The sequence below is a fragment of the Pseudomonas sp. KSR10 genome, from assembly GCF_022355455.1.
Taxonomy (GTDB): domain Bacteria; phylum Pseudomonadota; class Gammaproteobacteria; order Pseudomonadales; family Pseudomonadaceae; genus Stutzerimonas; species Stutzerimonas stutzeri_E.
In genome coordinates, this window is record NZ_JAKOEN010000019.1 from 233,316 (window position 1) to 251,926 (window position 18,611).

The 18,611-nt window shown below is 62.2% G+C and carries 17 protein-coding genes and 1 pseudogene; 11 read left to right on the plus strand and 7 right to left on the minus strand.

Going from position 1 to position 18,611, the window contains the following annotated elements:
• Nucleotides 1-3: 3 nt before the first annotated feature.
• The 5 genes from MCB86_RS09995 to MCB86_RS10015 form a co-directional block, all read right to left on the minus strand.
• On the minus strand, nucleotides 4-1,392 hold the full coding sequence (locus MCB86_RS09995; RefSeq protein WP_239610777.1) for a PepSY-associated TM helix domain-containing protein: 1,389 nt from the start codon (nucleotides 1,390-1,392) through the stop codon (nucleotides 4-6).
• 123 nt (nucleotides 1,393-1,515) lie between these two features.
• Nucleotides 1,516-1,932 carry a hypothetical protein gene (locus MCB86_RS10000; RefSeq protein WP_045161066.1) on the minus strand — a complete coding sequence of 139 codons (417 nt, stop codon included), beginning with the start codon at nucleotides 1,930-1,932 and terminating at the stop codon, nucleotides 1,516-1,518.
• 128 nt (nucleotides 1,933-2,060) lie between these two features.
• Nucleotides 2,061-3,296, minus strand: coding sequence for an EAL domain-containing protein (locus MCB86_RS10005; protein ID WP_045161065.1), 1,236 nt, complete (start codon nucleotides 3,294-3,296; stop codon nucleotides 2,061-2,063).
• 115 nt (nucleotides 3,297-3,411) lie between these two features.
• A complete protein-coding gene (xth, locus tag MCB86_RS10010) occupies nucleotides 3,412-4,254 on the minus strand; it encodes an exodeoxyribonuclease III (RefSeq protein WP_045161064.1) in 843 nt (280 codons plus the stop codon).
• Nucleotides 4,255-4,384: 130 nt separating this feature from the next.
• Nucleotides 4,385-5,293: a LysR family transcriptional regulator gene (locus MCB86_RS10015; RefSeq protein WP_045161063.1), complete on the minus strand. Its 909-nt coding sequence runs from the start codon at nucleotides 5,291-5,293 to the stop codon at nucleotides 4,385-4,387.
• 115 nt (nucleotides 5,294-5,408) lie between these two features.
• Here MCB86_RS10015 and gcl point away from each other — a divergent pair, with 115 nt between their 5' ends.
• The 6 genes from gcl to MCB86_RS10045 all read left to right on the plus strand — a co-directional run bounded on the left by gcl (nucleotide 5,409) and on the right by MCB86_RS10045 (nucleotide 13,122).
• Complete coding sequence (gene gcl / locus MCB86_RS10020) at nucleotides 5,409-7,190, plus strand: glyoxylate carboligase (RefSeq protein WP_239610778.1); 1,782 nt, start codon at nucleotides 5,409-5,411, stop codon at nucleotides 7,188-7,190.
• 173 nt (nucleotides 7,191-7,363) lie between these two features.
• Complete coding sequence (gene hyi / locus MCB86_RS10025; RefSeq protein WP_239610779.1) at nucleotides 7,364-8,161, plus strand: hydroxypyruvate isomerase; 798 nt, start codon at nucleotides 7,364-7,366, stop codon at nucleotides 8,159-8,161.
• 36 nt (nucleotides 8,162-8,197) lie between these two features.
• Nucleotides 8,198-9,088, plus strand: a complete 891-nt coding sequence (locus MCB86_RS10030; protein WP_239610780.1) for a 2-hydroxy-3-oxopropionate reductase — start codon at nucleotides 8,198-8,200, stop codon at nucleotides 9,086-9,088.
• Between the two features lie 311 nt (nucleotides 9,089-9,399).
• Nucleotides 9,400-10,671 carry a glycerate kinase gene (locus MCB86_RS10035; protein WP_239610781.1) on the plus strand — a complete coding sequence of 424 codons (1,272 nt, stop codon included), beginning with the start codon at nucleotides 9,400-9,402 and terminating at the stop codon, nucleotides 10,669-10,671.
• A 64-nt stretch (nucleotides 10,672-10,735) separates the two neighbouring features.
• Nucleotides 10,736-12,151, plus strand: a complete 1,416-nt coding sequence (pyk, locus tag MCB86_RS10040) for a pyruvate kinase (protein WP_239610782.1) — start codon at nucleotides 10,736-10,738, stop codon at nucleotides 12,149-12,151.
• An 83-nt stretch (nucleotides 12,152-12,234) separates the two neighbouring features.
• A complete protein-coding gene (locus tag MCB86_RS10045; RefSeq protein WP_239610783.1) occupies nucleotides 12,235-13,122 on the plus strand; it encodes an urea transporter in 888 nt (295 codons plus the stop codon).
• Between the two features lie 2 nt (nucleotides 13,123-13,124).
• On the opposite strand, the gene MCB86_RS10050 is transcribed toward MCB86_RS10045, so the two are convergent.
• Complete coding sequence (locus MCB86_RS10050; protein ID WP_045161056.1) at nucleotides 13,125-13,349, minus strand: DUF2188 domain-containing protein; 225 nt, start codon at nucleotides 13,347-13,349, stop codon at nucleotides 13,125-13,127.
• A gap of 285 nt (nucleotides 13,350-13,634) precedes the next feature.
• Here MCB86_RS10050 and hmpA point away from each other — a divergent pair, with 285 nt between their 5' ends.
• From hmpA to pncB, 5 genes and pseudogenes are all read left to right on the plus strand, one after another.
• Complete coding sequence (gene hmpA, locus MCB86_RS10055) at nucleotides 13,635-14,813, plus strand: NO-inducible flavohemoprotein (protein ID WP_239610784.1); 1,179 nt, start codon at nucleotides 13,635-13,637, stop codon at nucleotides 14,811-14,813.
• Nucleotides 14,814-14,928: 115 nt separating this feature from the next.
• The gene (locus tag MCB86_RS10060) at nucleotides 14,929-15,108 is read left to right on the plus strand and encodes a hypothetical protein (RefSeq protein ID WP_272867636.1); all 180 of its coding nucleotides are present in this window, start codon (nucleotides 14,929-14,931) and stop codon (nucleotides 15,106-15,108) included.
• A 227-nt stretch (nucleotides 15,109-15,335) separates the two neighbouring features.
• Nucleotides 15,336-15,503: pseudogene (locus tag MCB86_RS10065) on the plus strand (general stress protein); the annotation flags it as partial.
• A gap of 187 nt (nucleotides 15,504-15,690) precedes the next feature.
• Nucleotides 15,691-15,870 (plus strand): hypothetical protein, encoded by a 180-nt coding sequence (locus tag MCB86_RS10070; protein WP_080890551.1) that lies wholly within the window; start codon nucleotides 15,691-15,693, stop codon nucleotides 15,868-15,870.
• A 28-nt stretch (nucleotides 15,871-15,898) separates the two neighbouring features.
• The gene (gene pncB / locus MCB86_RS10075) at nucleotides 15,899-17,107 is read left to right on the plus strand and encodes a nicotinate phosphoribosyltransferase (protein WP_239610785.1); all 1,209 of its coding nucleotides are present in this window, start codon (nucleotides 15,899-15,901) and stop codon (nucleotides 17,105-17,107) included.
• Here pncB and MCB86_RS10080 read toward each other — a convergent pair.
• On the minus strand, nucleotides 17,104-18,291 hold the full coding sequence (locus MCB86_RS10080) for a GGDEF domain-containing protein (RefSeq protein ID WP_239610786.1): 1,188 nt from the start codon (nucleotides 18,289-18,291) through the stop codon (nucleotides 17,104-17,106). The two genes, pncB and MCB86_RS10080, sit on opposite strands and share 4 nt — an antisense overlap.
• Between the last annotated feature and the right edge of the window lie 320 nt (nucleotides 18,292-18,611).

Consider the following 18,611-nt stretch of genomic DNA (forward strand, 5'->3'; position numbering starts at 1 on the left):
CGGCTAACGCGCGGCCTCGCGGTCGATGCGCCGCCTGCCGCCGAGGGCCAGCTCAGCGAGGAGAAACAGCAGCAGGCTGCCACCCAACACCGGCAGGCAATAGCCGAACAGCACCGCGAGCGTCACGGTCGTCATCCGGGCGGCCGGTGAAAGATCGCGCAGCGCCTGCAGCAGCCCGGCGCTACGCACCGGCGCACGGCGACGCCACCCCATCAGGTAACCCCAGCTCACCAGCGTGATCAGACCGAGCGCAGTGACCGCGAGCAGCAGCTGGTTGGGCAGGCCGAACAGCACGCCCATGTGGGCATCTATTCCCCAACGGGTCAGCTTGGCCGCCAGCGGGAAGGTGGCGAAGTCGATGCGATCGGTGATGGTCAACGAACGTGGATCGACCGCAACCGCATCGACCTGCGTCGGCCAACTGCGGTCGATCTCGGTCACCGTCCAGGCTCGATCAGGGCCCGCCGCCGGAACGATTTCCAGCTTGCAGGCATCGATCCCGGCGCGGCGCGCGACGGCCAGCACGGCGTCGAACAGCGCGGGGTCGCCAGGTGCGGCCGAAGCCATCGGCATCCCGGCGTGATGAGCATGTTCGCTCGCGGGGGCTGACGCCTGGCCGGTTAGCGCGGTGGAGACGCTCGGCGTGGACATCCCGAGCGCAGCCCGGGCGATGCCGATATTGTCCCCGGCCCAGCGCGACCAGGTCAGTCCGGTGGCGGAGAAGAACAGCAAGCCCACCAGCAAGCACAGCCCCAGCGTGGCGTGCCAGCGCCGCAGCCGTTGCGTGCTGGCCACGCGCGACGTGCGATTACGCTGACGGCGGATCGTCCAGAGTGCCAGCCCACCCAGCGCCGCAACCCATAGCCAGGACGCCGCCAGCTCACTGTAGAGCCGCCCCGCCTCCCCCAGTAACAGGTTGCGATGAAAACCATCGATCCAGGTTCGCAACGGCAGTACGCCAGAGGTGCCGTAAACGAGCAGATCGCCACGGATCTCGGCCGTTACCGGGTCGATGAATACGGCGCGGCTTTCCGACGGTGCCAGTCCTGGGGCGTTGAACATCACCCGCGTGGTGGTGCCGGGTTGCGGTGCCGGGCGCACCGCCGACAGTGTCGCGGCCGAACCGACGTGGGCCTGGGCGATTTCCACCTGGCGCGCCAGGGGCAGTGTCGGCCCCCGGTTATCGGTGAACAACTGCTGCGCATAGAGCCGGCTCTCCAGCTGTGGCGTCAGCGCATAAAACAAGCCGCTCAACGCCGCGACGAGGATAAATGGCCCAACCAGCAGGCCCACATGAAGATGCAAACGAATCAGCAACCCCAGCAAAGGTCGCTGCGCCACGGATACAAGGGGTGGGGCCTCGGGCCGGGCTCCGGAAATAGGTGATGACATGCAGATTCACTCGATCGAGAAGTTACGCCTGGCAGACCAACCCGGCACTCGGGTTGGCGAGACAGATCCACCGCCCGCGGTACTACGTCGCCTCAGGCGGGTTCAAAACAGTGCATATGACGATCAGGTGAACGGAGAGGCGCGGGGATTGAGGCTGGGCCAGCGGTAACGCGGTGACAGGGGCGGCGCCGTGACGAGCGCAAGAACGCCCATCCGCAACCGCCGTGGCTCGTGCAGCTCGGGCGTGCTGGCCGGAATCGCTGCCAGCGACGTCGCGCCCGCCGCGCAACAACAAGGCATGCCGAGATGATGAACAGGCGCCGGTGCGGGTTCGTCCTCAGACGACACCTGGCCGGCATGCAGCGCGTGGTCCCCGTGCGCAACCAGCGGACCAGAATCGTGCCGGCCGGGCTCGCTCATCGGGCAGTGCCCGGCCATGCCCGCTGCCCGCACACCGACGCCCATCAGCGGCATCGCGAACAGGTGCAGTAGTACCGCCAGAGCGGCTATCCAGAGCGGGGCGCGACGAGGACGATGCATGGGAAGAGTTGATGGCTCCAGCAACAAAGAAGCGCAGCGAATGAATTGGACTGGATTGTAGGTGCCCTGGTCGGGAAGTACCACGCCGCACTCGACTGGTTGCCCTCGGCGCGTAAGTGGCCCCGCTTTCAGCCTACCGGGTGCTCCAGCGGCAGCGGCATGCCCAGCAGGAAGCCCTGGGCCTTGGTCACCTTCAAGTCGCGCAGCACTTTCAGCTCCGCATCTGTTTCGACGCCTTCGGCGATGATCTTGCTGCCGGTCTGGTCGGCAAAGCGAATCAGCGCCGCGGCCATCGCGCAACAATCGCTGTCGCTGTCGACATTGCTGATCAGGCTCCGGTCGAGCTTGATGACGTCAGGCTTGAGCTTGAGGATGTGGCGGAGGCTGGCGTAGCCGGCTCCCGCGTCGTCGACCGCCAGACGCAGCCCGGCCTGACGGAGCGGTTCGAGCTGAGCGGCGATCAGCACATAGTCGACGATGGAGGTATGCTCGGTCACCTCCAGCATCAGACGATGCAGCGGTTGCCTGGCGAGCAAATCGATCACCGAACCGTCCAGCAACGCTTCCGGACAGACGTTCAGCGACAGGTAAACATCTTCTGGAATCAGCCGCAGGCCTTCGAGGGCGGTTTCCAGCAGCAGGGTTTCCAACTGGGTGCGCAGCCCGACTTCGCCGGCTTCCTCGAACCAAAGATCCGGTGAACGGTAGGGCTCGGCACGAAATCGCGCCAGCGCTTCGTAGCCAACGATCGTGTCGTCGGCCAGGTGGAAAATGGGTTGGTAGACCGTCCAGAAATCGCGGCGCGCGATAACCGCCTTGATGCGCTCGAGCTTGTCACGATGCAGCTGTTCGCGCTGTGCGTTGCGCTCGAGAAGGCCGCCGGCAAAGGTGGCGAACAAGCGCATGGTACTCAGATCGCTTTGGTCCAGGTGTTGATCCGCTTGCGTACTGAAGCAGCAGAAGGTGCCGTAGAGCGAGCCATCACTGAAGCGGATCGGTACGCTCATATGCGCCCCAATCGGTATCGTCTGAGTCTCCGGTAGCGCCAACGCTTCCTTGAGCTCGGCGGCATCGTGAATGAGCTCCGGCAGGCGGCCATCGACGATCCGCTGGCAATAGCTTTCTTCCAGAGGGCCGCCATCTCCGACCGTCAACGCCACCGCGCGAGGGTTCCCGTCGATATGGCGAAACACCCTCAGCCCTTCGCGAAATTCGCCAATGAAGGCGACTTCCATTCCTAGATGGCGACGGACCGTATACAAGGCCTCGGTCAGTATCTCGTCAACGGACAGACTGACCCGTTCATCCCGCGCTACCTGCTGTAGCAACTCGCTGCCGCCGACTAGTTCAGAATCCCGGTTCATCGATGGGTACTCCGTTCGCTCTTCCAGCGGAAGAGTCGTGGCGTTTGATGCTCAGGTACGGGGCTGGCACGCGCAGCAGAGCCCTGTCTTGAGCCTAGCGCTCATTCCGACGTTGCTAGGCGGAGGACGACGACCGGCGCTTGGCCGGTTTCTTTTTCTGCTCATTCGCGGCATCAGCTGCGGCCAGCTTGACCCAGGTCGGCGCATGATCACTGGCGTGGTCCTGATCGCGCACCCAACGATCGACACCGGCGTCAAGCATGCGTGGCGCCAGGTCGGCACTGAGCAGTAGATGGTCGATACGCAAGCCGGAGTTCTTTTGCCAGTGCTGTCGAAAGTAATCCCAGAAGGTGTAGACGCGCTCGTCCGGGTATTGCGCACGCAGCGCATCGGTCCAGCCCTGTGCCAGCAGGCGTCGATAGCACTCGCGGCTTTCCGGTTGCAGCAACGCGTCCTTGAGCCAGGAGCGCGGGTTGTAGATGTCCTCGTCGGTGGGCACCACGTTGTAGTCGCCCGCCAGCACCACTGGATGCCCATTGTCGAACAACCCCGCCGCATGCTCGATCAAGCGTTCGAACCAGGCCAGCTTGTAGTCGAATTTCGGCCCCGGCTGCGGATTGCCGTTGGGCAGGTAAAGACAGGCGACGATGATGCCGTGCGCCGCCGCCTCCAGATAGCGACTATGGCTGTCATCCGGATCACCCGGCAGACCGCGGCGGATCTCCAGCGGATCATCGCCGCGCGAGAGAATCGCCACACCATTCCAGGACTTTTGCCCATGCCAGATCGCGCCGTAGCCAGCCGCACGGATATCGTCGATGGGAAAGTCGGCGTCCTGCGCCTTCAGCTCCTGCAGGCAGACCACGTCAGGTTGCTCGCGCTCGAGCCAATCGAGCAGATTGGTGCGCCGGGCGCGGATGCCGTTGATGTTGAAGGTGGCAATTTTAAGGGAGTCCACGGGTAGCCTCGCGCCGATGGATGACCCTTGTTGTGACTCGCGGCGGCGTGGCGTGGTTCGCTGTGTCGTCTGGCACGATGATGGGTTTCCCCCATCAAAGCGCCATACGAACCTGCCTGTACACCTCGACTCAGCGGCTCTCCCAATACCCCGGCGCGTTGTAGATCGTCTTTAGGTAGTCGATGAAGAAACGCACCTTGGCCGGTAGATAACGCTGCTGCGGGTAGACCGCCTGGATGTCGTAGGCCGACAACGCGAACTCGTCGAGCACCGTCACCAGTTCGCCGCGCTTGAGCTCAGCCTGGATCTCCCAAGTCGAGCGCCAGCCGATGCCCAGGCCCTGCTTGACCCAGTCGAAAAGCAGCTCGCCATCGTTGCAATCGAGGTTGCCCGAGACCCGCACCGCGACCTGCTTGCCGTCACGCAGAAAGGTCCAGCCGCGCTGCTGGCCGCCCTGGAGGTTGAACGCCAGGCAATTGTGCCGCGCGAGATCTTCCAGGGTACGCGGCACGCCCTGGCGCTCGAAGTAGTCCGGTGCACCGCAGACCACGCGGCGATTGGGAAACAGCTTGATGGCGACGTAGTTGGGGTCGGTCACTTCGCCAATGCGGATGCCCATGTCATAGCCATGCCGGACCAGATCGACCACGCTGTCGGTGAAGTTGAACGACAGTTGCAGGTCCGGGTAGCGTGCCTGGAACGCCGGCGCGTGTGGGCCGATATGTCGGCGACCGAACGCGGCCGGTGCCGAAACCACCAGATGTCCGCGTACCGAAGTGCGATCGTTGCTGATGCTGGCGTCCGCTTCGTCGAAATCCTTGAGCAGCCCGCGGGCACGATCCAGGTACTGCTCGCCCAGATCGGTCAGCGCCAGCCCGCGCGTGGAGCGGTGCATCAGCTTTACGCCCAGGTGCCGCTCCAGCGCATCGAGCCGTCGGCCCATCACCACCGGCGTCACGCCTTCTTTCAATGCAGCCGCCGCGAAGCTGCCGTTCTCGGCCACCAGCACGAAGCTGTTCAGCATCGTATAGCGATCCATTCGATACTCCTGATATCGACAGAACTGAAGTTTCGGCCAATTCCGCCTTGGGTTCCAGCACTGCATGCTTGGCCACGTATAAAAACTATCGAGTCAAACGTAGGAGGAATGATCCATGGCCCGAATGAGAGCAATCGATGCCGCCGTTGCGGTATTGCGCAAGGAAGGCATCGACACCGCCTTCGGCATCCCCGGTGCCGCGATCAACCCGCTGTATTCCGCCCTGCGCGCCGACGGCAGCATCCGCCACATCCTCGCCCGCCACGTCGAAGGCGCCTCGCACATGGCCGAGGGTTACACCCGCACCAAGGCCGGCAACATCGGCGTCTGCATCGGCACTTCGGGCCCGGCCGGCACGGACATGATCACCGGCCTCTACTCCGCCTGGGCCGACTCGATCCCGATTCTCTGCATCACCGGGCAAGCGCCGCGTGCTCGTTTGTACAAGGAAGATTTCCAGGCTGTGGATATCGAGTCCATCGCCAAGCCGGTCACCAAATGGGCGGTGACCGTGCGTGAGCCGGCCCTGGTGCCGCGCGTATTCCAGCAGGCCTTCCACGTCATGCGTTCGGGCCGCCCTGGTCCGGTGCTGATCGACCTGCCGTTCGACGTGCAGATGGCCGAGATCGAATTCGACGTCGAGACTTACGAGCCGCTTTCGGTCTACAAGCCGGCAGCCAGCCGCAAGCAGATCGAGAAAGCCATCGACATGCTCTGCGCCGCCGAGCGCCCGCTGATCGTCGCCGGTGGCGGTATCTACAACGCCGGCGCCGAAGCGCTGCTGGTGGAGTTCGCCGAGACCGTTGGCGTGCCGGTGATCCCGACGTTGATGGGCTGGGGCTCGATCCCCGACGACCATCCGCTGATGGCCGGCATGTGCGGGCTGCAGACCAGCCACCGCTACGGCAACGCCAACATGCTGGCTTCGGACTTCGTGCTCGGCATCGGCAACCGCTGGGCCAACCGCCACACGGGTTCGGTCGAGGTCTACACCAAGGACCGCAAATTCGTACACGTTGATATCGAACCGACCCAGATCGGCCGGGTGTTCTCGCCGGACTTCGGCATCACTTCCGATGCGGGCGCCGCCCTGAAACTGTTCGTGGAAGTCGCCAAGGAGCGCAAGGCCGCGGGCAAGCTGCCGGATCGTAACGCCTGGGCCGCCGATTGCCAGGAGCGCAAGCGCACCCTACTGCGCAAGACCCACTTCGACTCGGTGCCGATGAAGCCGCAGCGTGTGTACCAGTGCATGAACAACGCGTTCGGCAAGGACGCCTGCTACGTCAGCACCATCGGCCTGTCGCAGATCGCCGCCGCGCAGTTCCTGCACGTGTACAAGCCGCGCCACTGGATCAACTGTGGCCAGGCTGGCCCGCTCGGCTGGACCATTCCGGCGGCGCTCGGTGTGGTCGCGGCGGACCCGACCCGCAAGGTGGTGGCGCTCTCTGGCGACTACGATTTCCAGTTCATGATCGAGGAGTTGGCGGTGGGCGCGCAGTTCAAGCTGCCCTACATCCACATTCTGGTGAACAACGCCTACCTCGGCCTGATCCGCCAGGCGCAGCGCGGCTTCGAGATGGATTACTGCGTGCAGCTGGGCTTCGAGAACATCAATGCCGACCAAAGCGGCATGGAAGGCTACGGCGTCGACCACGTCGCGGTGGTCGAGGGTCTGGGCTGCAAGGCGATCCGCGTGTTCAGGCAGGAAGACTTGCGCCCAGCCATCGAGCAGGCGCAGGCGTGGATGGCCGAGCACCAGGTGCCAGTGGTGATCGAGGTGATCCTCGAGCGCGTCACCAACATCGCCATGGGCACCGAGATCGACGCCATCAACGAATTCGAGCCGCTGGCCGAGGGCCGAGAAGACGCACCGACTGCGGTCGCGCTGCTGGATTGATTCAACCGTAACCAAACGCGTGGAAGACGCTTCGCGGTCTTCCATCCTACGAACACTTCGGTCCGTAGGGTGGATATCGCGAAGCATATCCACCGCAAACACAACACCCAGGGTGGCCACCACACCACCGCAATGCGAAACCGAATGTGATCCCTACAGATCAGGAGAAAACCATGCCCCGCTTTGCCGCCAACCTGTCGATGCTGTTCACCGAGCAGGACTTCATGGACCGCTTCGCCGCTGCCGCCCAGGCCGGCTTTTCCGGTGTCGAGTACCTGTTCCCCTATGACTTCCCTGCCGAGCAGATCAAGGCTCAGCTGGATGCCAACGGCCTGACCCAGGTGCTGTTCAACCTGCCGGCCGGCGACTGGGCCAAGGGCGACCGTGGCGTTGCTTGCGATCCAGCGCGAATCGAGGAATTCCGCGCCGGCGTCGACCAGGCCATCGCCTACGCCAAGGTGCTGGGCAACACCCAGGTCAACTGCCTGGCCGGTATCGCACCCAAGGGCGCCGATCTCGGCAAACTGGAGATGACCTTTATCGAGAACCTGCGCTACGCGGCGCAGAAGCTCGAAGCCGAAGGCATCCGCCTGGTCATGGAGATGATCAACACCCGCGACATCCCGCGCTTCTTTCTCAACAACACCTCGCAGGCGCTGGAGATCCGCGACAAGGTCGGCAGCGGCAACCTGTTTCTGCAGTACGACGTCTACCACATGCAAATCATGGAAGGAGACTTGGCGCGCACCATCGAAACCAACCTGGCGGCGATCAACCACGTGCAGCTGGCCGACAACCCGGGCCGTAACGAGCCGGGTACGGGCGAAATCAACTATCGCTTCCTGTTCGAGCATCTGGATCGCATCGGCTACCAGGGCTGGGTCGGCTGCGAGTACAAGCCGGCCACCACTACCGCTGCCGGCCTCGGCTGGCTGGCTCCTTACCAGAACAGCGTGCACAACGCCATCTGAACTGACCGAACACGAGAAGATTGAAGGAGAACACTCATGGCTAAGATTGGATTTATCGGCACCGGCATCATGGGCCTGCCCATGGCTCAGAACCTGCAAAAAGCTGGGCACAGCCTCTTTCTGTCCGAACACCACGACTCGGCACCTGCCGCGCTGGTCGAAGCGGGCGCCGTCGCCCTGGCGAACCCGAAGGAAGTCGCCCAGGAAGCCGAGTACATCATCATCATGGTTCCGGACACGCCACAGGTCGAAGACGTGCTGTTCCGCGAGAATGGTGTCGCCGACGGCGTCGGCCCGAACAAGTTGGTGATCGACATGAGCTCGATCTCTCCCAGCGCCACCAAGCAGTTCGCCGAGAAGATCAACGCCACTGGCGCCCGCTACCTGGACGCCCCGGTATCCGGCGGTGAAGTCGGCGCCAAGGCCGCGACCTTGTCGATCATGGTCGGCGGTAGCGAGGAGAGCTTCGCTCGCGCCCTGCCGCTGTTCCAGGCGATGGGCAAGAACATCACCCGGGTCGGTGAAAACGGTGACGGCCAGACGGCCAAAGTCGCCAACCAGATCATCGTCGCGCTGAACATCCAGGCGGTCGCCGAAGCTTTGCTGTTCGCGGCGAAGAACGGTGCCGATCCGGCCCGTGTCCGCGAGGCATTGATGGGTGGTTTTGCCAGCTCGAAGATTCTCGAAGTGCACGGCGAGCGTATGGTCAAGGGCACCTTCGATCCGGGCTTCCGCATCAGCCTGCACCAGAAGGATCTGAATCTCGCCCTGGCCGGCGCCCGCGAGCTGGGCCTGAACCTGCCCAACACCGCCAACGCTCAGCAAGTGTTCAGCACCTGTGCGGCGATCGGTGGCAGCGGCTGGGACCACTCGGCCTTGATCAAAGGCCTGGAACACATGGCCAACTTCTCGATCCGCAAGCAGTGATCGGGAAGCAACCGAGTTGAGTTGAGCCGCGTCATTCAGCGTTGGACCCAGACAGCAACGCTGAATGGCGCTGCGCTCAACGCCACTCAAAAGCGAAGTCGGTTGCCGTACTTGGAATCACGTCCCCACGACGCAACAAACCCTGTTCAGCACCTGCTTTGCTTGCCGCCTCCGGGCGGCGCCCCTTTCGACCCGCCCGGCAGAAGGAGTCACGGCCCGACTGCCGGGTAGGTCGATTCCAGACCTTAGCGCTTGCATTGTCGAGCACTAAGGTCTGGAATCGGCTCCAGACCCATTAGAAGGAGCAGTACATGAGCCTCGACCCGCAAGCCCTGCTGCGCGAGCTGTTCACCGCCGCCATCGACGCCGCCCACCCACGCCAGGTACTGGCCGATCACCTGCCGGCCGATCGCAGCGGACGTGCCATCGTCATTGGCGCTGGCAAGGCAGCGGCCGCCATGGCCGAAGCCATCGAAGCGGTATGGGAAGGCGAACTCTCCGGGCTGGTGGTGACACGGTATGGCCACGGTGCCGATTGCCGCAAGATTGAAGTGGTCGAGGCCGCCCACCCGGTGCCGGACGATGCCGGCGAGCGCGTCGCCCGCCGCGTGCTGGACATGGTCAGCAATCTCGAGGAAAGCGACCGGGTGATTTTCCTGCTCTCCGGCGGCGGCTCCTCACTGCTGGCACTGCCCGCCGAAGGCATCAGCCTGGCCGACAAGCAGGCGATCAACAAGGCGCTATTGCGCTCCGGTGCCCATATCGGCGAGATGAACTGCGTGCGCAAGCACCTCTCGGCGATCAAAGGCGGTCGTCTGGCCAAGGCCTGTTGGCCGGCGAGTGTCTATACCTATGCGATTTCCGATGTGCCGGGCGATGAAGCGACGGTGATCGCCTCCGGTCCCACCGTGGCGGACCCGACCACCTCGGCCGAAGCGCTGGCGATCCTGTCACGCTACGACATCGAGATTCCGGCGAATGTTCGTGCCTGGCTGGAAGACCCACGCTCCGAAACCGTCAAGCCCAACGATCCCTGCCTGTCGCGCAGCCACTTCCAGCTGATCGCCAAGCCGCAGCAGTCTCTCGACGCCGCGGCCGAGAAGGCTCGCGCCGCCGGCATCACCCCCCTGATCCTCGGCGACCTGGAAGGCGAATCGCGTGAAGTGGCCAAGGTTCACGGCGGCATCGCCCGCCAGGTGGTGCTGCACGGCCAGCCGATCGCCCCGCCCTGCGTGATCCTCTCCGGCGGGGAAACCACCGTGACGGTGCGCGGCAACGGTCGCGGTGGACGCAACGCCGAATTCCTCCTGAGCCTGACGGAAAACCTGCAGGGCCTGCCCGGCGTGTACGCGCTGGCCGGTGACACCGACGGCATCGACGGCTCGGAAGACAACGCCGGCGCGCTGATGACACCAGACAGCTACGCACGCGCCGAAGCCCTGGGTCTCAGCGCCGCGGACGAACTGGCCAACAACAATGGCTACGGTTATTTCCAGGCGCTCGACGCCCTGCTGGTGACCGGCCCGACCCGCACCAACGTCAACGATTTCCGCGCCATCCTTATCCTGCCGTCGCCCCGCTAGCGGGCGGCTGCTACGCACGTCTGTTACACGCGTTTCATAAAAACAACTGCCGATAGAGCCTGCCATGACACCCGACAAGAAGGTCAAGATCCTCGCCACCCTGGGCCCTGCCACCCGCAGCATCGATGACGTGCGCGAGCTGGTGGAGAACGGGGTCAACCTATTCCGTCTCAATTTCAGTCATGGCGAGCACGCCGACCATGCCGAGCGCTTCGCCTGGATTCGCGAGGTGGAGCGCCAGCTGAATCAGCCGATCGGCATCCTCATGGACCTGCAAGGCCCAAAGCTACGCGTCGGACGCTTCGCCGAAGGCAAGATACAGCTGACCCGCGGCCAGACGCTGCGCCTGGACCTCGACCCGACACCGGGTGACCGCACGCGGGTCAACCTGCCACACCCGGAAATCATCGATGCGCTGCAGCCAGGCATGAGCCTGCTGGTGGACGATGGCCGCCTGCGCCTGACGGTAGTTTCCAAGCACGCCGATGCCATCGACACACGAGTGATCGCCGGTGGCGAGCTGTCCGACCGCAAGGGCGTCAACGTGCCCGAAGCGGTACTGGAACTCAGCCCGCTGACCGAGAAGGATCGGCGCGATCTGGCCTTCGGCCTGGAGCTGGGTGTCGACTGGGTAGCGCTGTCGTTCGTCCAACGTCCGCAGGACATTCACGAAGCCCGCGAGCTGATCGGTGGCCGCGCCTTCCTCATGGCCAAGATCGAGAAGCCCTCGGCGGTGCAGCATCTGCGCGAAATTGCCCGCCTGAGCGACGCGATCATGGTGGCGCGCGGTGACCTGGGAGTCGAAGTACCGGCGGAAAATGTTCCTCGCATCCAGAAAAACATCGTCCGCACCTGCCGTCAGTTAGGCCGTCCGGTGGTGGTCGCTACACAGATGCTGGAGTCAATGCGCTTCTCTCCCGCCCCAACCCGAGCCGAAGTGACGGACGTCGCCAACGCCGTGGCTGAAGGTGCCGACGCGGTGATGCTCTCGGCCGAAACCGCATCCGGCGATTACCCACTCGAAGCGGTGAGCATGATGAGCAAAATCATCCGCCAGGTGGAGAGCGGTCCTGACTTCCAGGCCCAGCTCGACGTGCATCGGCCCAACGCCGAAGCCACGCTGCCGGATGCCATCAGCTGCGCCATCCGCCGTATCAGCGGCATCCTGCCGGTCGCGGTGCTGGTGAACTACACCGAGTCCGGCCGTTCGAGCCTGCGCGCCTCGCGCGAACGGCCGAGCACACCGATTCTCAGCCTGACGCCCAACGTGGCGACCGCACGCAAACTGACCGTGGCCTGGGGGGTCTATTCGGTAATCGATGCACCGATGCACGACATGGAGCACGTCTGCCTGAACGCCTTGGATATCGCTCGCGCACAGGGCATGGCCGGCACCGGCGACACCGTGGTGATCACCGCAGGCGTGCCCCTGGGGCAGCCGGGCACGACCAATTCTCTGCGAATCGAGACACTCAACTAACCGGTGCCCTCGCCTGCATCTGCCATGCAGGCGAGGCGCCAGCTGCCGCCCCAATCGCCCGCTTCGCGTATAGATATCCCACCATGCGCCGCATCCACCTGCCGCCTGCATTACATGCGCTGCTCAACGGCGTCAGCCAGATTTTTCTGCAGGCGAATCCGGTCTGCGGGTTGATGATCCTTGTCACTATCAGCCTGTACGCGCCTTCGCTGCTGCCCGGCGGCCTGCTCGGCCTGATCAGCGGAACCCTTACCGCCCGATGCCTGGCTTATGAACGCCAGGATATCGAGCTTGGCCTCTACGGCTACAACTCGACATTGCTGGGACTGCTGATCACCCTTGTGCTGGGACCGTCGGCACCCGCACTGCTACTGGTGGCCCTGGCCGGGGCGCTCTCCAGTCTGTTGCAGCGGCGCTTGCTGCAAACCATGCGCGAACGTGGAGGGCCAGCAGTGTTCACTCTGGCTTTCGTACTTTTCGGCTGGTTGGCCTTGGCCGGGGCCGGCATGCTCGGCTCGGTCGCCGACGCTCGAGCGCACGAATCCGGCTTGGATGGTTTGGTTGCCATAGGCGCCATGGCGAGCGGCATGGGTCAGGTGATGTTTCTCGGTGAGCCCGCGGCGGGGCTTTGCCTGCTACTGGCCGTATTGATCGCCGATCGACGCGCCGGGCTGTGGGCCTTATGTGGCTCGGCCGTCGGGGTATATGCCGCGTTGCTGACTGGCGTAACGGAATCGCAGGCGTTGGCCGGCTTGGCCGGCTATAACCCGGCGCTGGCAGCTCTGGCGCTGAGCCAGATGCACCGATCTGCGCTGATGCCAGCGCTGGGCATCGCGCTGGCCATAGGCTCCAAGCTGGTTTTCGATCAGCTGGGCCTGCCCGCGCTGACCATGCCTTTCATTCTCTCGTGCTGGACTGTGGCACTGGGCGTGCGACTGGCCCAGCACCGACTCGATATACGACTCGCCTGATTTTAACCCTTGGTCGCGCGAGGATCCTGGTCGCGGGGGTAGGTCCGCTCCTCTTCGATCTGGCCATCCTGAGTATGGATTTTCACCGAGGCGGTACGCAGCTTCATGTAGTCGCGGGTCTCGTTGATGATGTCTTCCTTGGTCGTGGCCTCGAGTAGCGCTCGCTTGTCTCCTTCCTCGCGCAGTACCCAGCGGTCGCCGTCGTGCATGATGTGGTAATTCTCCATACTTGCCTCCATAAGCCTGCTAATAGTCATTGCTATAGAACACCAGCGCGGCATAGCGGTTCGGTCAATGACTCGGGGCAAGAAAAAAATGGTAGTTATGACCGATAAGGGTTCCGCGAACCCTCTTAATAGGGGTTTAAATCACCCCTCCGCTACGCAAGCCCTTGATTCTGGTCAATTCCAAGCTGGAACGGTTATTGAAAGAGATAGGGCAACCTGTCCGTGCAGCGCTTGATTGCGCACCGTACATCAGAGACAGGCGTCCCAATCATCTGGAGCCTATCCATGCTTTGCGCTGAACAACGTGCCCTGATCAAAGCCACCGTCCCGCTGCTGGAAACCGGTGGTGAAGCGCTGACCAATCACTTCTACAAATTAATGCTGGCCGAACACCCCGAAGTACGTCCCTTGTTCAACCAGGCACACCAGGCCAGCGGCGACCAGCCCCGTGCCTTGGCCAATGGCGTGCTGATGTACGCCAAGCATATCGATCGTCTGGACCAGCTCGGCGGGTTGGTTTCCCAGGTCGTCAACAAGCATGTCGCTCTGCAAGTACTGCCGGAGCACTACCCCATTGTCGGTTCATGTCTGCTGCGCGCGATTCGCGAAGTGCTCGGCAAAGCGATAGCCACCGACGAGGTGATCGATGCCTGGGCCGCCGCCTATGGCCAGCTAGCCGACATTCTCATCGGCACTGAAGAACAGCTGTACAGCGCCACGGCCGATGCCCCCGGCGGCTGGCGCGGCGCGCGACGCTTCCTACTCGCCCGCAAAGTGGCCGAGAGCGCAGAGATCGTCTCGCTCTACTTGGAACCGGAAGATGGCGGTGCAGTGGTCAGGCACAAGCCCGGGCAATACATCGGCCTGCGCCTTCAAGTGGATGGTCAGGAGATTCGCCGCAACTATTCGCTGTCTGCCGCTAGCAACGGCCGCGACTACCGCATCAGCGTCAAGCGCGAGCCAGGTGGAGTGGCGTCCAATGCCTTGCATCGCATGGAAGAAGGCCAAAGCCTCGAGCTGTTTGCACCCGCTGGCGAGTTCACGCTGCAGCCCAGCGACAAGCCCCTCGTGCTCATCAGTGGCGGTGTAGGGATTACCCCGACGCTGGCAATGCTCGAGGAAGCCGTCGCCACCGAACGACCGATCCACTTCATCCATTGCACTCGCAATGCCGACAGCCACGCGTTCCGCCAGACGATCGACGCACTGGCCGAGCGGCATGGGCATCTCAAGCGCTTCTACTGCTATGACGAACATCAGGGCGAGGACAACCAGCCGGACGCTGTTGGTCTGATGACAGAGGAACGGCTGGATGCCTGGCTGCCTGCCGACCGCGATCTGGACGCCTATTTCCTCGGTCCAAAACCCTTCATGGCGGCGATTCGCCGGCAGTTGCGGACGCTGGGAGTACCGGAGCAGCAGACCCGCTACGAGTTTTTCGGCCCGGCTTCGGCGCTGGAGTGAGTTCGGGAGGGTCAGCCTGCCGCTGCCCCTCAAATCAGCCCATCGTCATGAGGGAATTCCGATGACCCTGCAACCCTTTGATCCGCATCGCCTGCTCGTTATCGCCAATCTCTGCATGACGATCGGCCTGGTATTGCTTCTGTCCGGCGTCGCTGGTGCGTACATGTTCGACCGCCATCTGCCGCTCGGTGCCGTGGTTGCCTGCCATGCACTGGTGATTCTCGGTCCCACCGCGCTCAAGATCGGCTATGTGATGCGCTTGCTCGCGCAGCGTCAACTGATACTGGCGGCGTGAAATCAATGTGGCAGCAAGTTCGATGTAACTTGCTGTACTAATAGCATTGCCGTTTCGCTTAACTTTGCACTCGACATAGTTCCAACTAGCCACGATAACCATTCGTCTGCCGTTTGTTCGCCAATGGAAACTCCTGAGACGAAACCGGGCTCTGAAACCATGAAGGCCGATGAGTTTATCGACCCTTTAGCGTCTGTATCCATTGAGGAGAAAAAGACATGCCAAACAAGAACCCCGGCAACTTTGCCAACGATCGCGAAAAAGCCTCGGAAGCTGGCAAGAAAGGTGGCCACAACAGTGGCGGCAACTTTGCCAACGACCGGGAAAAGGCCTCGGAAGCAGGCCGTAAAGGTGGACAGAACAGCCACGGCGGTGGACGCAACAGCAATAGCTGATTTGTCTCGCCATAAAAAGGCAAAGGTTAAACCCTTTGCCTTTTTTGTTTAAAACGTTTTCTTTTTAACTATTAAGTAAAAGTTAGCCGCGTGCTGTATTGCGACAATAAACCGACACACAGAGTACGACCCGATCACTACTTAGCATGAGAGTTAAATATAGACATTTCCGTGGGGAACCATAGGCATGGACGATGAAGAAAACGGAGCAGTGCCAACCAACCCTGGTGATCAAGCAGCGCCAGGCACGCCCGGTACCGGCGAAAATATTTGCCCTGCATGCAACGGCAGTGGTCGTGATGAGCCCGGGGAATGCCAAAACTGCGGCGGCACCGGTAAGGTGATCGAAGGTATCGGAGGAGCCTGATACCAACCCGCCGTCCTGGAGCAGCCCCATGAGCGTCAGCATTTTTTCCGACCGTATCGTCCAGAGCCTACTGGACACCGACTACTACAAGCTGACGATGATGCAGGCGGTGCTGCACCATTACCCCAATGCCGAAGTGGAATGGGCCTTCCGTAGCCGCTCTGAAGAAGATCTGGCGCCCTATCTGGACGACATCCGACAGCAAATAGAAGCGCTCGCCGAGCTTACATTCAGCCAGGACGAGCTCGCCTTCCTCGATGCGATTCCCTACATACAGCCGGATTTCATTCGCTTTCTAGGGCTGTTTCGCTTCGATCTGCGCTATGTGAGGGTCGAGCTCGAAGCCGGCGAACTGGTGGTTTACCTGCGCGGACCCTGGCTTCACGTAATTTTGTTCGAGGTCCCGCTGCTGGCCATCATCAGCGAGGTGCGCAATCGGACACGCTATCGGCACGTTACCCTGGAACAAACCGAAGCACGGCTAGATGAAAAACTCCAATGGTTGCGCGACGAAGCCACCCCTGAAGAGCTGGCAGGATTCAAGCTCGCCGACTTCGGTACCCGCCGACGCTTTTCCTTTGCGGTGCAGGCGATGGTCGTCGAACGGCTGAGAGAAGGCTTCCCCGGTCATTTCGTTGGCACCAGCAACGTCCATCTGGCCCGAATACTCGATCTCAAACCGATGGGCACCATGGCGCATGAATGGATCATGGCGCACCAGCAACTGGGGCCCAGGCTTATCGACAGCCAGAGCGCGGCGCTGGATTGCTGGGCTCGCGAATATCGCGGCGCGCTGGGCATCGCCATTACCGATTGCATCACCATGGACGCCTTCACCGCCGACTTCGATCTGTATCTGGCGAAGCTGTTCGACGGACTACGCCACGATTCGGGAGACCCCATCGAGTGGGCGGAAAAGGCCATCGCCCATTACCAACGCCTCGGCATCGACCCGATGACCCGACAGCTGGTGTTTTCCGATGGTCTCGATATTCCCAAGGCCCTTGGCATCTATCGCGCACTCGCCGGGCGCAGCAAGACCAGTTTCGGCATCGGCACCCAGCTGACCTGCGACATACCGGGCGTCGAACCGACCAACATGGTAATCAAGATGACCAGCTGCAACGGCCAGCCGGTGGCAAAGATCTCCGACTCTCCGGGCAAAACGATGTGCCGCGACGAGGCCTTCGTCTCCTACCTCAAGCATGTGTTCTCGGTAGACCAGCGCTCACCCTAAGAAAACGGCAACTCGGATTCATCCACGCCATCCATCCCGGAGCAGAGCCGGTTGCGGCCTGTGGTTTTCGCTCGGTACATCCGCTTGTCGGCAATGTCGAGCAGCTCTCGGGCACTTTCGGCGAAATCGACGCAGCGCTCGGACAGGCCAATACTGGCCGTCAGGGCATTGCCGTCAGGCCGCATTCCGAGACCGTTGCGAACCATGCGAACGAGCGCTAGGCGAGCGTGTTCCAGATCGGTGTCAGGCATGATCACAACGAACTCTTCACCGCCCCAACGCAACAAGGTGTCGGTGCTGCGCAGGCTGGCCAGCATGTGTTGGGTGCAGTCACGCAGCATGAGATCCCCGGCTTCGTGACCAAAGGTGTCGTTGATCGACTTGAAATGGTCGAGATCGATGAAGGCAACGGCAAGACCGGTGTCGTGGCGTCGCGCGGTATCCCATTGCAGCTGGAGGATCTCCTGCCCGCTACCACGGGAGAAGACGCCGGTGAGCGGATCACGAATCGCCTGACGTACCAGCGCGACCATGAACGCCAGTTGACTGAGGCTGGCGAGTGCCGCGACCGCAGCGATCAAGATCAGCAACCAGAAGCCGCCGGCGAAGGAAGGCCAGTTCAGTGTCGCCCACGATAGATAACCGGCCAACGCGTGCGCCAGGAGCAAGACGCAAGCCATGACAACATTCTCCACCAGGGTGAGCGGAAATATCGCCAGCCCAGCCATCAGCACGAAAGGTAGAAAGGCATAGCCTGTCGCCACCACCGCGGATAGCTGCGTGAGCTGATAGCCGCCAAGCAGTGTATGCGAAGCGATATAGAACGCAGTGGGGATGGCGAACAGCAGCGCCAAGGCGCGGTAGGCATCGAACAGATTACCGCTGGGTCGATAGAACAGCAGCAGGCACGCGAAGGCCGCACAGGCGAGCAGGCGGAACGTTGCCAGACCGAGCCACAACGGGTAGCTGAAGACCATCAGATCGATGATTCCCCACACCGGCGTCAAGACGGCGAAGAGGAACGCAAAGAGCCTGACGCGGTTGACGATCAGAGTCGCGCGACGCTGGGTCAGCAGCATCGAGTGGCGGTGAGGAACGATCAGTTTCATGAACTCGTCGGGCTTGAGCTCACCGGGCAGCAAGGACGCCAGGCGGCTCGACAACAAGTCGATCAAGGACGGCATTTCAGAATCACCGAATGGAGGTTGTTAAGGCCAGCCACGCCTGGGCATTAGCCGTCGGCAATGATATCACTTCGATATCACCGTGCGCGGCCCGAGTTGCTCACCCAGTTAACGGCCGACATCGCCAATACCAGAGAGCGGACTATGAAGTTCTATCCGCACAAGCCCAACCAATCGCGGACGCAGAGCCCAGTACTCCTTAAGAGGGACAAGGCCGCTGCGAAAAAAATGACGCTTTAGAGCGCTTATGTCGAATAACTGTCGGGATTAGTTTGGGTTACGGAGCTATAAGCCTCCCGACTGCCAATAAAAATAACTAG

Excerpts from the sequence above, each read along its gene's own strand:
- MCB86_RS09995 (WP_239610777.1), bottom strand. The coding sequence starts at position 1,392 with ATGTCATCACCTATTTCCGGAGCCCGGCCCGAGGCCCCACCCCTTGTA.
- MCB86_RS10000 (WP_045161066.1), bottom strand. The coding sequence starts at position 1,932 with ATGCATCGTCCTCGTCGCGCCCCGCTCTGGATAGCCGCTCTGGCGGTA.
- MCB86_RS10005 (WP_045161065.1), bottom strand. The coding sequence starts at position 3,296 with ATGAACCGGGATTCTGAACTAGTCGGCGGCAGCGAGTTGCTACAGCAG.
- MCB86_RS10015 (WP_045161063.1), bottom strand. The coding sequence starts at position 5,293 with ATGGATCGCTATACGATGCTGAACAGCTTCGTGCTGGTGGCCGAGAAC.
- gcl (WP_239610778.1), top strand. The coding sequence starts at position 5,409 with ATGGCCCGAATGAGAGCAATCGATGCCGCCGTTGCGGTATTGCGCAAG.
- hyi (WP_239610779.1), top strand. The coding sequence starts at position 7,364 with ATGCCCCGCTTTGCCGCCAACCTGTCGATGCTGTTCACCGAGCAGGAC.
- MCB86_RS10030 (WP_239610780.1), top strand. The coding sequence starts at position 8,198 with ATGGCTAAGATTGGATTTATCGGCACCGGCATCATGGGCCTGCCCATG.
- MCB86_RS10035 (WP_239610781.1), top strand. The coding sequence starts at position 9,400 with ATGAGCCTCGACCCGCAAGCCCTGCTGCGCGAGCTGTTCACCGCCGCC.
- pyk (WP_239610782.1), top strand. The coding sequence starts at position 10,736 with ATGACACCCGACAAGAAGGTCAAGATCCTCGCCACCCTGGGCCCTGCC.
- MCB86_RS10045 (WP_239610783.1), top strand. The coding sequence starts at position 12,235 with ATGCGCCGCATCCACCTGCCGCCTGCATTACATGCGCTGCTCAACGGC.
- MCB86_RS10050 (WP_045161056.1), bottom strand. The coding sequence starts at position 13,349 with ATGGAGAATTACCACATCATGCACGACGGCGACCGCTGGGTACTGCGC.
- hmpA (WP_239610784.1), top strand. The coding sequence starts at position 13,635 with ATGCTTTGCGCTGAACAACGTGCCCTGATCAAAGCCACCGTCCCGCTG.
- MCB86_RS10060 (WP_272867636.1), top strand. The coding sequence starts at position 14,929 with ATGACGATCGGCCTGGTATTGCTTCTGTCCGGCGTCGCTGGTGCGTAC.
- MCB86_RS10070 (WP_080890551.1), top strand. The coding sequence starts at position 15,691 with ATGGACGATGAAGAAAACGGAGCAGTGCCAACCAACCCTGGTGATCAA.
- pncB (WP_239610785.1), top strand. The coding sequence starts at position 15,899 with ATGAGCGTCAGCATTTTTTCCGACCGTATCGTCCAGAGCCTACTGGAC.
- MCB86_RS10080 (WP_239610786.1), bottom strand. The coding sequence starts at position 18,291 with ATGCCGTCCTTGATCGACTTGTTGTCGAGCCGCCTGGCGTCCTTGCTG.